The following is a 12,737-nucleotide window of genomic DNA, read 5'->3' as shown; positions in this document are numbered from 1 at the left end:
CGTTTGATACTGAAACCGAAAAACAATTAAAACTAGCCTTTGAAACCGCTCAAAAAGAAAAAATTGACGGTTCTATTCAAGCAGAATACCAAAATCTGTTGGTTGCTTTGCAAAAAAGTGAAGAAAATCAATTAAATAAAAATCAATCAGAGATTAAAGAATTGCTTCAGGAAGAATTAATTAAAAGATACCAATACAAAGAAGGACTTTATGATTTTTATATCAAAAACAATTCAGAAGTAAAAAAGGCTACCTCACTGTTAAATAACCCTGCCGACTATGGCAAAATACTAAAAAACTGATGGTAAAATATATTTGGATACTAACGCTATTCACTTTTTTTGGTCTTTCCGCCCAAGAAGAAGTGGTTCAATCGGTTTATTTTGACACGAACATCTATCTAATTGATGCAGATCAAGCGAAAGTAGTAATTGATTTCATCAAAAAAACAGACAGTACTACTATTGAAAGCATTGAAATATTTGGCTACTGCGATGACGTTGGAAAAGAAGACTATAACAAAAAATTGTCTACTAATCGTGCAAATGGAGTACGAGATCTTTTTATTGAAAACGGAATAAAAAATAAAATCATTATTACCATTGAAGGAAAAGGCAGAATTTTAATAGACGATGATATTGTTGAAAATTTGCCGGAGGTACGCTCCAAAAATAGACGTGTGGATGTGGTAATCAATTTTAAACCGCAACCCAAAGAAGATTTACATATTCCGGGATTTTACAATTCAATTCAAAAAACGCATGTTGTTGGCGACCGTATTTATTTAGAAAACATTCTTTTTGAAAGGGGAAGCAGTAAACTCACCAACAAGTCAAAGCTAGAACTTGACAAAGTCGCACGTATGCTGCTGAAATATAAAAATTTGAAATTTGAAATTCAGGGGCATGTTTGCTGTACTCCACCCAACCAAAGAGAAGCTATCGACAAGGATACTAAAAAGCGAAAATTATCAACCAACCGTGCCGAATCGGTTTATAAATACTTGATCTACAAGAAAATTTCAAAAGATCGTATGACTTTCAAAGGTTATGGCAACACCCAGCCTTTGGGTAAAAACACCGAATTGGACCGAAGAGTGGAATTGGTGATTACGAAGATTTAAGAGCGTTTCATTTCTATATGCGGAATATCATCTTCCAAATACATTTCGCTGGTTTGATTAAACCCTAAGCTCTCGTAAAACTTCTTCAAATACAATTGAGCAGAAATCGTAATTTTTGTTTCGTTAAAAACCGTTTCGGTGGCTTGAATCGCTTCTTTCATTAGGTCGTAACCCCACTTCCTATCTCTGTACATTTGTTTGACAACAACCCTTCCAATAGAAGCTTGTTCAAAATAATCGCCGGGTTTAAAAATGCGAACATAAGCCACCAATTCATTATTATAGGTTCCTAAAAGATGAATGGCCTTTGCATCTTTCCCATCAATGTCTTGATAGACGCAGTTTTGCTCCACTACAAAGACTTCGCTCCGCAATTGCAACAAAACATAGAGTTCTTGGGTTGAAAGTTCGTTAAAACGCTTTATTTCAAATTTTAATTCCATTGTGATAGGATATTCCAATTGCGTTTTTGTCAATCTGAACTTGTTTCAGATTCTATATCTTAAAGACGAGATGAGATGCTGAAACATCCCGAATCTTCGGGACAGCATGACAGAAAGCGTACTATTATTTCAATATTTTGACTGATTTGATGATGGATTCCAATTCATGCATCAAATCTCTTTTGGATGTAGGAGGATTGTAACAAAATCCTTCAATGACCAAAAAGCGGTTGTTTTTTTCATCTTTGATGGCATAATTGATGAATGGTCCTGCCATAAAATCATTTTTCAATTCCCAAGTTCCTTTGGTTTCATAGGTTTTTTTACCGTCTAAGGTAACCTCAAAAAGATAAGGAGCATACGCTTGTTCAGTTACCATAAAAGTATTTGGCAATGTCCCTTCGATAAATTTTTTACCGATTGTATCTCGCATTTGTATAATATTCGAAACAATATTGGTGTCTTTTTCGATATCCGAAATCGGCACTTCGTAAATTAAAATACTGGTATTACCTGACGGAAGTTCTTTTCGTATCCAAAAAAACTTTTCTTCATCAATAATGTACTTATAGGCCGATGGAATATTGATAGTGGCCCCAAATTTCTTTTTAATTTTATCAACATTCAACAACGAAAGCTTGATTCTTCGTTGATTTTCTGCAATTTCGCTCTCTTTTATTGATTTAATAATTTCAGCACTGTTATTTTCAATTAATTGAACAATATCTGAAATATTTTGACCTGAAATATATACTACTTTTTGTGGTTGAGCATATACATTAGTTTTAATTTCAAAACGGTTTGTATCTGCTTTTGATACAATCATAATGCTTCGGCTGTTGGTCATAAATCCTTCAAAAAGTTTTGGATCATACTGACTAATGTTGAACAGCGGTTCTTGTTGGGGTAAACCATCAACCGGTGCAGCAAATTTGTTACGGATGGTATCTCCAACTTCACCGCTCCACAACTGGTTAGCAATAATTACAGACAAGGTGTTGATCTTTCCTGACGAAGCTTTCAGGTTTTGGACTTTCTTTTCTTCTTTACAAGAAAAACTAAGTAAGGCTAGCAAAAAAAGAATGGAAAACTTTTTCATTGAGTATATTGTTAGTGGAAAAACTAAAAATCAATGTGCGAATCTAACCATTTATTTTGAGTTTCATTCCCGGTTGAATATTTTTACCACTAATACCGTTCCATTTTTTCAAATCGGCTACTGTTACACCTGGAATTTTTTGAGAAATACTGTAAAGAGAATCTCCCTTTTTTACAACATATATCGATTCTGTTTTGTAATTCTGCTTTTTATCAGGCTTTTGCGTTTTAACTTGAGCAACGGCAGTTTCACTTTCGGCAGTTTTAACTATTTTTAAGGTTGTACCATATTTTAATGCTTCCGAGTCTAAATCATTCCATTTTTTGATCTCCTCGACTGATACATTGAATTTCTTGGCAATTGTATTCAGATTATCACCTTGTCCAACAACATATTCATTGAAATTTAATGAATCCGTTGGAGTACTTTTCAGACTGGATACTGTCAATTTGCTTCCCACTAAAATGTTGTCATTGTCCATGTTGTTCCAATCTTTCAATTCTTCTGTTGAGATATCAAATTTTTTGGAAATGCTATTCAAATTATCCCCTTTTACAACAACATATTGTTTTAAAGAATCTGAAGTAGTGATTTTAGGTTGACTCAAAGTGTCTTTTGGCACAGCCGGAATTGCTTTTGGCTTTTGAACAATTGCAACGCTTTCAGTAGAAACAATTTTCAACTTTTTGCCTAAAGCAATATTGTTCGATTTTAAGCCATTCCACTTTTTTAAATTCGCGAGTGAAACACCGTATTTATTTGAAATTCCCCCTAAGGTCTCCCCTTTTCTTACGGTATGGTATTTGGTTTTGGTTTGTGTTGAATAATAAATAGAATCGGAGGAAGCGACTTCGTTTGATGGTGCAAATGCTTTTTCGCGTTTACTAAAATCATATTCTGTATAGGCATAAATTTTATCTTCATTAGAGGTAAAAACGGCCACTTTATCTAGTGGTAAACGAAGGTAGTGCTTTTTATCAATCATAAAAGGCACATAATCTCTTTTGAAAGATGGATTTAGAAACTGCAATTCTGCTACAGAAATATCCAACAAGTCTGAAATTTGCTTGAAAGTCATTTTATTACGAACCAAAATAGTATCGGTTGCATACGTATTTACGACCGCTTTTTGAGGAACAATTCCGTGCTCTTTATGAAATTCGTAAATGTACATGGTAGCAATAAATGCCGGAACATACCCTTGTGTTTCTTTCGGTAAATAAGGTCTGATATTCCAATAATTTTGCTTGCCGCCTGATCTTCTGATGGCTTTGGTAACATTTCCCGGTCCGGCATTGTAAGAAGCCAAAACCAAATCCCAATCACCAAAGATTGCATACATATTAACCATATACTGACAAGCAGCTTCTGTTGATTTCAATAAATCGCTTCGTTCGTCTACAAACGTATTAATGTCGAGATTGTACTGTTTTCCTGTTCCATACATAAATTGCCAGAGGCCTGTAGCCCCGGCTTTTGAAACCGCTCTCGGATTTAATGCCGATTCAACAATGGCCAAATATTTAATCTCGAGAGGAACATTATATTTAGCTAATTTTTCCTCAAAAACAGGAAAATAATATTGGGAAAGTCCCATTAATCGTTCATACGATTTCTTTCTGTTTTTCAGGTAATGTTTGATGATGTTTTCTAAACCTTTGTTGTATTCTATGTGAAAATCTGATTTAGAGTCCAGAATTTTTAAACGCTCTTTCAACAATTGCGTTGACAAATCATAATCCACATTTTGGTCTATATCTATCGACTGAATATCTGAAGTTAATTCGTTAAACAAATCCTGATTAATCATTTCTTTCATCACTCGATCATCTACACAAGTAGCCAATTCATGATTTATAAATGATTTTTTAATGGAATCAAGATACGTAAGTTTTGGTTGCTGCTCTGCTATTTTAGTGGTCACTATCGCAGTATCTTGAGCAAAAATAGTTGCCGACACTAATGATAACAAAGCTAATGTGGTATTTTGTATTTTCATTCTTTTTTAGGTTAATTATTTAGTTTGCTGATATTTGGGGAATTACAAACTTAATTTATACGAACGACAAAAAATGTTTAATTATTGTTAAATGTGAAAATTTAATCTAAAATCGCAGCAATTCCTGGCAAAACTCTGCCTTCAAGCATTTCCAACATGGCTCCGCCGCCTGTTGATACATAACTCATCTTTGGTTCTAATCCAAACTGTTTTACCGCTGCAACTGAATCACCGCCACCTACGAGTGAAAATGCTCCATTTTTGGTAGCCTCCGCAATATAATTTCCTAATTCAATGGTACCATTAGCAAAGGATTCCATTTCAAAAACGCCTAAAGGTCCATTCCAAAGAATTGTTTTGGAATTCATAATCACTTCTTTGAAATTTTCTAACGATTTTGGTCCTGCATCCAATCCTTGCCATCCGTCAGGAATTTGACGTACATCACATATTTGTGTTTCAGCATCGTTTGAAAAAGCGTTTGCGGCAACAACATCTACAGGTATGTGAATGTGTACATTTTTTTCTTTGGCCATGTGCAGAATATCCAAAGCTAATTGCAATTTATCATCTTCACAAATGGAATTACCCACTTTTCCTCCCAAAGCTTTGATAAAAGTGAAAGTCATTCCTCCTCCAATAATCATGTGATCTACTTTGTCTAAAATATTCTCGATGACAGTTATTTTGGACGATACTTTTGAGCCTCCTAATACAGCTGTTACCGGTTTCACGCTGTTTTTTAAAACTCGATTTAAACTTTCAATTTCTTTAGCCAAGAGCAATCCAAAACACTTTCTGGTTGGGAAAAATTGAGCAATAATGGTTGTTGATGCATGAGCTCGGTGAGCGGTTCCAAAAGCATCATTCACATAAATATCGCCTAATGAAGCTAATTTTTTTGCAAAATCAACATCGCCAGCTTCTTCTTCTTGATAAAAACGTAGGTTCTCCAACAATAAAACTTCTCCCGGTTTTAAATTTGCGGCGGCTTTTTCGGCCACTTCGCCAATACAATCTGCTGCAAATTTTACGGGAATTCCTAAAACTTCCGAAGTTGTTTTAACAATATGCTTTAACGAATATTTATCTTGATTTCCCTTAGGCCTGCCTAAATGCGACATTAAAATTACACTTCCTCCATCGGCTAAAATTTTATCAATTGTTGGCTTTGCGGCCTCGATTCTGTTGGTATCGGTCACAATGAAATTTTCGTCAAGCGGAACGTTAAAATCAACACGGACTAAAGCTTTTTTTGAAGCAAAATTAAAGTCGTTTAAAGTTTTCATTTTTTTTATTGGTTTTTACAAAAGTAGTTATTTGTAAATTAATTTTAACTGTTTGCACGCTAGATTATTCACCGTCTGACAATCATGATTAAAAACTAATGCCAACTAAAAGATACAGGCACTCATTGTTTTTTAAAATTTTAATTGACATTTATTGTCATAATCCACAAATGGTCAAAATAACGATTGTTTGCATTTGAAAAATACATTTCACTTGCTTCATTCCATGATTCATGGCTACTTACATAAACATACCGGTAATTGTTATTTGGGTTGATAAAATAACCCGCATCTATTCCTTTATCTTTCAGTCTTTTAACAAATCGATCCGCATTACTTGGAATTCTAAAAACATTAGCAATTAAATAATATCCCTTTTTTTCAGAATCAATTGTAATTGAAGGTGATTGAATAGGTTCTATTCTGGAATTTTTATCCGGTTGTGGTATTTGTGAAACGATAAGCTTTGGTTCATTTATTTCCGTTTCTTTTGTAACACTGTCCTCTGCCTTTGCTACTTCCAACAATTTATTAGGATCTACTACCTCAATATTCAGTGCACAAAAGAAAAAGAAGTAACGATCACCAGTTGATTTCAATCGAATGATTGCTTCCTTCGTATTATTGGCAATCACTGCATTATTCGGATTACTAATTGAGATTACAAACGAATCATAACCAAGAGTATTTGTACTATTTGGATTTCTTTCGGAAATTGAAGCGTTTTCATTAGATATTGAGCTATTAAAAAAATTATTTTTCTCTCGCAATGCATTTTCTAACGGTGTGAAATTTTGATTTTCAGCAGATTTAAAAAGTAATTCATCTCCTTTTAAATTTCTGTCTCCCTCCAATGCAGCACCCAATAATTGAGCTTTAACTTCACCTTCTGGTAATGTTTGAAATCCTGAAAATTCAATTTCGATTGACTTTTCTGTAACTCCTGCAAAACCATCGTAAGTAGTAATGAATTTTCCGGTTTCTTCCTCGTTTTCATAAACAATTACCATTGTCCACCCTCCTGAAGCACCTCCACTAATGGTGCCGTTCGTTGCTTTAATATTTGCAACAACGTAATTGCCGTTTGGGTTTTCGAGTTTTTGAAGTTCTTTGGTAATATTAGCATATGCCGCATATGGAGCACTTTCGCTGAAAGCTTCTTCGTTAATTCCGTCAAAAATAATTTCTCCGCTTATTTCGAGATAACTCTCTTGATTGGGCATTTTTAACAATATCGTTTCAAATGTTTCTCTATTTTTATCTACGGCAATAAACTTCTTATTTTTTTTTTGTTTTCCCTTTTCAAATTTATAGGTAGCCGACCAATAAAGTCCGGCATAAAGAATTCTAGCCGCTTTAGCATTTTCTATTTTTAAAGCGGCACTACTTGAGGAAAAAGTTTTAGAATCGTTATCAATGTCAATATATTCCATTACAAATTCATCATTTAACTTTGCGTCTCTTCCAATTTCAGAATAAACATCATTGGAATTTCCTGAACCATCATTTCTATTCACTATTGAATTTGAGACACTTACAATATTGCCTTTTACATAGGATTGAAATCTTGGCTGGAATGATTTTGAAACTTGAGCATCCGCAATAAAAGATACATTTAGTATACAAAAAACAACTATCGAGGTGGTGATTTTTTTTCTTACCATTGATATAATTAAAAAGTAATTAAAGACGTTTCAACAAATTTAATTGTTTTTGCAAACAAGTCGGTTTAAAAAACCAAATTTTGTTTGATTCAATCATTCTTTTTTTAATTTATATTTGCTTTATGCTTTTTTCTGAAATAGTAGGTCAAGAACTCATCAAAAACCATTTGACAAAAAGTGTCGAAGTGGGAAGAATTCCCCATGCTCAATTGTTTATTGGGCCGGAAGGTTGTGGCACATTGGCGATGGCTATTGCGTATGCTCAATATCTATTGTGTGGAAATAGCAATGGGGAAAATTCAGGAGGAAACGAAGCGTGTAATTTAAAATTCAGTCATTTTGCTCATCCTGATTTGCATTTTATTTATCCCACCGTTACAACTGATGATGTAAAATCGAAACCAAAAAGCATCGATTTTCTTAAAGATTGGCAAGAGTTTTTAACCGATAATACTTACGGGAGTCTGTTTGATTGGTTCAAACAGTTGAATGTAGAAAACAAACAGGGTGAAATTAGGGTTGGGGATGCACAAGAAATTTTAAAAACGCTAGCTTTAAAATCGTATGAAGGCGGTTTTAAAGTGATGATTATTTGGATGGCAGATAAATTGAATATTGAAGCTTCCAACAAAATTTTAAAAATTCTGGAAGAACCTCTAGAAAAGACCGTTTTTATCTTGATTTCGGAAAATGAGGAAGACATTATTCAAACCATCCGATCGCGTTGTCAGGTATTGCATTTTAATGCTATTCCTGAGAAATTAATCGCTGAAGAATTGGTTAAAAGAAAAGGTTTGGACATAAAAACAGCGACAAAAATTGCCCATCAGGCTCAAGGAAACTTCAATTTTGCTCTAAAATTATTGAGCGATGACAATGAAGAATTACCTTTTGAGCAGTGGTTTGTTTTGTGGGTTCGTGCGGCATTTCGTGCCAAAGGAAATGCTTCTGCTATTCAAGATTTAGTTCTTTGGAGCGAAGAAATTGCGAAATTAGGACGTGAAACACAAAAGAAATTTTTAACCTATTGCACCGAAATGTTTCGCCAGGCCTTGTTATTAAACTATCAGGCAACATCATTGGTATATATTGAACCAAAGGTTGAAAAATTCAAACTCGAGAATTTTGCACCCTTTGTTAACGGAAACAACATTATTGAAATTTATAAAGAGCTTTCCGATGCTATTTATCACATTGAACGCAATGGCAATCCGAAAATAATTTTGACTGACTTATCGATCAAGCTAACCCGTTTAATTCATAAAAAATAAAGACTATGAATAATCCCGCCTCAATTTTACTCCTGCTTTTTTTAACCATCACTTTTGTTCAATCCGGTTACGACAAACTTTTTTATTGGAAAGACAATGTTACTTGGTTAAAAGGCCATTTTTCGAAAACCGTCTTAAAAAATTTAGTTCCACATGCTTTGGGAATTATCCTGGTTTTAGAATTATCAATTGGTGTTCTTGCTATTGCCGGTATTTTTAATTTACTGCAAAATGGCGATCGAACCTATGGTTTTTATGCCGCAATTTTAAGTTGCGTGACCTTATTGCTTTTGCTTTTCGGACAACGATTAGCCAAAGATTACGATGGTGCACGAACGATTGTTATTTATTTTATTGTGGCGGTTGGTGCGGTTTATTTGTTGAGTTGATTTATAAACTTGGTTTAGGACGATACAAATGAATAAAAAAGTTAATTTTTTTCCAATTCTATAGGGTTCTAGGGGAAAACAATAATTACTTCCCTAATAATAATTTTCCTTCCTTTAAAATCAGCTTCATCAATTAAAAAAAACACATAATTGTCGTTTCTATATTTTTCAAGCACTTCTAAATAATCTAACTCAACAATTTTTGACATTGGAATTGTCTTTGATTTAATCTTTTTTAAAAAACGTTTATTTTTGTACAATTTTAAGGGAGGTCGGTCTTTTTCTTTATACAGTGTTGATTTTTGATTAAAAAAGGTAAAATCATAATATAAATCAGATTGTTCACTCTTTTTTTTGGATTTAGTTACTTTATAATAAATTATCTCATTTTTATTTGTATTATCTGTATCATTAATTCCAATCCAATTTTTAAACTCCAATCTAATAACTCTTTCATAATCTTTTTTAAGTAAAAGATATAAAGTGTCTCTTTTTTGAGCGACTGAAAAATTAAAACTTAAGAATAAAATACTGTAAATTATGTTTTTATATAAATTCATCAGTTTGAGATTGTTTTGATTGAGTTTGCTCTTGTATCGTAAAGATAAATATTTATCAAGTCTTTTACCTCTTGGGGCAAATTATTGTAATAGGTAGTGTTGTGTAATCCTGAAATACTTATTTTTAAATAAAAATCATACCAGTCTATATTTGGGAAAGAATTATTCATATAATTAATGAATGTTTGGTCACCAATTAAAGGATGTAATTGAGCTAATGCATCTTGCATTGTATTAAGATAGAAATTGGCCATATAGTTATGTTGCCACCCCTTTGTAGCTCTATATGCTTCATATGCAGTTGTAAAATTTGAATTGTTTGGATCGCCCCCTGATTCAATAACATATATATAATATGAAATATTAGCATGAATTGCTTCATGAACAATCGTTTTTCCTAACAATAAAATAGGCGTGTTTTGAGAATTTATATAGTTTTCGTCAATAGTTATAGTTATTACACCATTTATTGCATTTCCATTTGGTAATTGATCATACTTTAATTGTGTGCAACCATTGGGGTCACCGTTGCCTGCACAGTTTGCAACATTACCAACTTTAAATGTTAGAGGTATTAAGGAGTTGTCACCTTCAAAATTTAATAATAACTGACTAAAAGTATTGGTTTGTTTTAATTTATTGTAAGTAGAATAAGCCTTTACATTATTTTTGAAAGATTCGTCAATTAAAATTCTATTATTCAAATCAACTTCTACAATGTTTACATCATCATAGTGTAGTAAATAATTAATTATATCATTTGCGAAATTTTGATTCCCACCGCCCAATAAATAATTCACTAATTGAAAAAAAACTTGCCAAGTGTTTTGATTTATAAAAGGCTCACTATTCAAATAATTCAAAAGCGATACTTTAGTAGGATCTGTTGCAATATTATCCCACCAATTCAAAACTTCAGGTGTTAAATCATTGTTAGGGTTGTATCCAACTAATGTATTGACTTGAAACAATGCAAAATTGGAGTAAAACCAATCACATGGTTCTAGTGGTGTGGGGGTAGTTGCAGGAGGTGCATTGTCATCAATAATAATAATTGGATCTGCAGGTCCTCTAGCCATACTTGACCTAGGGCTACAGGAACCACAAAATAAATTACGAATCCATCTAAAAATTGTTCTGATGGTGTTTCCTGTCCATTCATAGGCATCACTAAATGCAGAACCAACAGAATTAAAAAAGTTGCCTAACCCATCTGTAAAATTTGGAAACGTAGATGGGTCGTTTTCTCCTCCTGACCCGGGACTTGCTGGTGATGTACCGCTAAACGTTGTTCCAGAATAACTTCCAGAAAGAAAACCTGTGTTGATAAGATTTATTCCGCTTGTTGTTCCAGTGGTGGGATTAACCAAATTATAATCACCATAAGGAGCAATGATAAGCATTTCGTCTTCCTCGTCTTCGCACGGATAGGATGTATACATTAATTGTGAGAGAACTAGTCCTTCAAACTCTTGAATAGTTGTAAGTCCACGCGAATAACTATTAAAAAAACGAGGTGTCATTGTATACTCTAATAACCTTGCAGTTGTTCCATTTAGCGAAGTAGAAATCACCAAATTATAGAACATAAAAGGTTTTTGATTGGGATGATTAACTCTAATTGTTATATTCTCTCCAACATTTTCTTCAATCACTTGAATAACTTCCGAATAATCAATTGTAAAGGCATATTCATCTCTATATTGACCTGACCCAATAATTTCATTTAACTTTTTCTCGTTAACAAAATTAAAAGCTTCTTTGCCTTGATAATGTTTTCCGGTAATTGAATTTGGTGTATTGGTTACTTCGTCTTTTATTTCTTCAGTAAAATCTTCTTTTGTACAACTACTTGTGAAAAAGAATATTGAAAAAACAAGACACAAAAAAAGGTAATTTTTCAATTTTTTAGCCAGCGTTAAATTGATTTTTTTGAAAGACATTAGTGATTATTTTAAAATTAATTAATCGAAATTAATTAACCAAGAAAATATTTGTTAAAACCAAAACATTTAACATTTAAATTAGTTCAATAAAAAACAAAATAAAAGATTCTGGATAATTTAATATTAACAATGTCTTTAACTTGACATTTTCAATTCTATTATTCAACTAATTTACTTGATTTGTTCTTTATCGCTTAGGTCTGTAATTTTCAAAAATTATTTTTGATAACCAATCTAATATAATTACAATCACAAACTCGATTTAAACAATCGTAATTCTTCCCAAGTAAATTCAGCACCTACTTTCTCTTTTAAAGCATTGAGACTTTCTTCTGTATAGCCTTCAAATGCTTTGGATAATTGGTTGATTTTGTCTTCGGGAAGTACCTCGTTTAAGGTAATTGTTCCTGCTTGAATCAATTTTCCTAAATGTCCGTAAATGGTTTGCGTGGTTAAAACCCTAATTTTAGCAATGTCATGCACCGAATTTTTCTGCTGCCACAATTCATAGGTTTCCTGAACGGTTGATTTTTTGGGTGTGGCAGATTTTATTTTTGCCTTTTTACTTTTTGGCAAGTAGTGATAAGGGTCGAAATCACGTTCATCCTCTTCGATTAGTTCTGTTTTTAAAGTTTTGAAATGTGCTTGTACTGCTTCGATTTTCTTGTTTCGATAATTTCTAATCGACTCGGAACTGAGGTTTTCTTTGTTGATTTCTCTCCCTTCTGATAGTATTTCCACCACTTTTAATGCTTTGAACAATTGCAGTATGGCTTTGGTTAAATTTTCTTCCAATTCATATAGCTCGGCATAAAATTCTTTGACTCGTTTGCGACGGACGACTTCCTCCATTTTCAGCAATAATTCAAACAAAACGTCATCTAATTTTGGGAAAAAATAGTCATAAGCAGCTTGGATTCGTTCAGCAATAAATGGAATATCTATTTCTTCTGA

Annotated in this window: 11 protein-coding genes and 1 pseudogene; 4 read left to right on the top strand and 8 right to left on the bottom strand. The window is 33.0% G+C overall.

Going from position 1 to position 12,737, the window contains the following annotated elements; all coding sequences use genetic code 11:
- Positions 1-302: pseudogene (locus ACIQ2S_RS06590) on the top strand (peptidase S41); the annotation flags it as partial.
- Complete coding sequence (locus tag ACIQ2S_RS06585; protein ID WP_396174169.1) at positions 302-1,123, top strand: OmpA family protein; 822 nt, start codon at positions 302-304, stop codon at positions 1,121-1,123. The pseudogene ACIQ2S_RS06590 and the gene ACIQ2S_RS06585, both read left to right, overlap by 1 nt.
- Here the strand turns inward: ACIQ2S_RS06585 and ACIQ2S_RS06580 are convergent.
- From ACIQ2S_RS06580 to ACIQ2S_RS06560, 5 genes are all read right to left on the bottom strand, one after another.
- Complete coding sequence (locus ACIQ2S_RS06580) at positions 1,120-1,566, bottom strand: GNAT family N-acetyltransferase (protein ID WP_396174172.1); 447 nt, start codon at positions 1,564-1,566, stop codon at positions 1,120-1,122. The genes ACIQ2S_RS06585 and ACIQ2S_RS06580 overlap by 4 nt on opposite strands.
- 124 nt (positions 1,567-1,690) lie before the next feature.
- Positions 1,691-2,665, bottom strand: coding sequence for a DUF4837 family protein (locus ACIQ2S_RS06575; RefSeq protein WP_396174166.1), 975 nt, complete (start codon positions 2,663-2,665; stop codon positions 1,691-1,693).
- 43 nt (positions 2,666-2,708) lie between these two features.
- Entirely contained in the window at positions 2,709-4,664 is a 1,956-nt protein-coding gene (locus ACIQ2S_RS06570) for a LysM peptidoglycan-binding domain-containing protein (protein ID WP_396174164.1), read from the bottom strand.
- Between the two features lie 101 nt (positions 4,665-4,765).
- A complete protein-coding gene (locus ACIQ2S_RS06565; RefSeq protein WP_396174161.1) occupies positions 4,766-5,953 on the bottom strand; it encodes a phosphoglycerate kinase in 1,188 nt (395 codons plus the stop codon).
- A 140-nt stretch (positions 5,954-6,093) separates the two neighbouring features.
- Entirely contained in the window at positions 6,094-7,617 is a 1,524-nt protein-coding gene (locus ACIQ2S_RS06560; RefSeq protein WP_396174158.1) for an SPOR domain-containing protein, read from the bottom strand.
- A 122-nt stretch (positions 7,618-7,739) separates the two neighbouring features.
- Here ACIQ2S_RS06560 and ACIQ2S_RS06555 point away from each other — a divergent pair, with 122 nt between their 5' ends.
- Both ACIQ2S_RS06555 and ACIQ2S_RS06550 read left to right on the top strand, forming a co-directional pair.
- Positions 7,740-8,888, top strand: coding sequence for an ATP-binding protein (locus ACIQ2S_RS06555; RefSeq protein WP_396174155.1), 1,149 nt, complete (start codon positions 7,740-7,742; stop codon positions 8,886-8,888).
- Positions 8,889-8,893: 5 nt separating this feature from the next.
- Positions 8,894-9,277, top strand: a complete 384-nt coding sequence (locus ACIQ2S_RS06550; protein WP_396174151.1) for a DoxX family protein — start codon at positions 8,894-8,896, stop codon at positions 9,275-9,277.
- Between the two features lie 68 nt (positions 9,278-9,345).
- Here the strand turns inward: ACIQ2S_RS06550 and ACIQ2S_RS06545 are convergent, their stop codons facing one another.
- From ACIQ2S_RS06545 to ACIQ2S_RS06535, 3 genes are all read right to left on the bottom strand, one after another.
- Positions 9,346-9,837, bottom strand: a complete 492-nt coding sequence (locus tag ACIQ2S_RS06545) for a hypothetical protein (protein WP_396174149.1) — start codon at positions 9,835-9,837, stop codon at positions 9,346-9,348.
- Positions 9,837-11,780: a hypothetical protein gene (locus ACIQ2S_RS06540; RefSeq protein ID WP_396174146.1), complete on the bottom strand. Its 1,944-nt coding sequence runs from the start codon at positions 11,778-11,780 to the stop codon at positions 9,837-9,839. The genes ACIQ2S_RS06545 and ACIQ2S_RS06540 overlap by 1 nt, the downstream gene beginning before the upstream one ends.
- A 252-nt stretch (positions 11,781-12,032) precedes the next feature.
- Positions 12,033-12,737: helix-turn-helix domain-containing protein (locus ACIQ2S_RS06535; RefSeq protein WP_396174144.1), on the bottom strand; the 705-nt coding region annotated here is incomplete at its 5' end.

It is taken from the genome of Flavobacterium sp. (assembly GCF_044371705.1).
Lineage (GTDB): Bacteria > Bacteroidota > Bacteroidia > Flavobacteriales > Flavobacteriaceae > Flavobacterium.
Note: the sequence above shows the minus strand (reverse complement) of the source record. Positions and strands in the feature narration are given on the sequence as shown.